General features: G+C 66.4%; 1 protein-coding gene. It reads left to right on the forward strand.

Going from position 1 to position 846, the window contains the following annotated elements; translation table 11 throughout:
• On the forward strand, positions 1 to 817 hold an 817-nt coding region (locus DYI24_RS27260), incomplete at its 5' end, for a methyl-accepting chemotaxis protein (RefSeq protein WP_502706392.1).
• Positions 818 to 846 lie beyond the last annotated feature (29 nt).

Raw genomic sequence — 846 nt, forward strand, 5'->3', positions numbered from 1 at the left:
GCGCAACGACAGCGTCGGCGTCGCCGAGCTGGCCGGCAGCAGCGCGCGCACCATCAGCGAGGTGGTCGGTCGCTCGATCATCTCGCTGCAGGCCGGCGATAGTACGCGTCAGCGCCTGGAGCATGTCTGCGAAGGCCTGCGGCGCGCCGCCGATCCGGAGCCGACCCTGGTGCCGGACATGACCGAGGTTCAGCCGCTGCCCCGGCTGCTGGTCAATCTCGAAGCGGTGCAGCTCCACGACACCCAACAGGAATTCGATGCCGGTATCGGCGATATCGTCCGGGCGCTGTCGACGATTCTGACGGAAGTCGCGACACTGGTCGAAAAAGGCCGGTCGCTACATGGCGGCCGGGAGGGCGGTTCGGCCTCGTTCCTATCGCGGGTGCGGCAGACTCTCGCCCAGGCCTCCAGCCTGATCGCGATGTGCGAAGACGGCGGGCGCTCGATCGACGAGGCGCTCAGCGTAGTCGAAAACACGCTGGAGAAGTTTCGCGAGGCGATCGCCAACCTGTCCGACTCGGTGGTCGACATTTCGCTGATCGGCATGAATGCCGGGCTTCGCGCCGGCCATCTCGGCGCCAAAGGCCGCGCCTTCGTGGTGATCGCGCATGAAATGAAGTTGACCGCCGACCAGATGACCGGGGCGGCGGCCCGGCTGAGGCCTCTGCTGAGCGAGATCGCCAAGGTCGGCGACGACCTTCGCAAGTCGCGCGTGAGCAGTGATCAGACCAAGCTGACCAGTATGGAGAATGCCATTCTCCAAACCCTGCACGACGTGGTGGTGCGCTTGGCCTGCGCCGGGTTCTCGGTCGGATAGTCGGCGCGGTAGTGCGCGCCGCGGCTCTC

Source organism: Rhodopseudomonas sp. BR0C11, from assembly GCF_010820945.1.
Classification (GTDB): Bacteria; Pseudomonadota; Alphaproteobacteria; order Rhizobiales; family Xanthobacteraceae; genus Rhodopseudomonas; species Rhodopseudomonas palustris_H.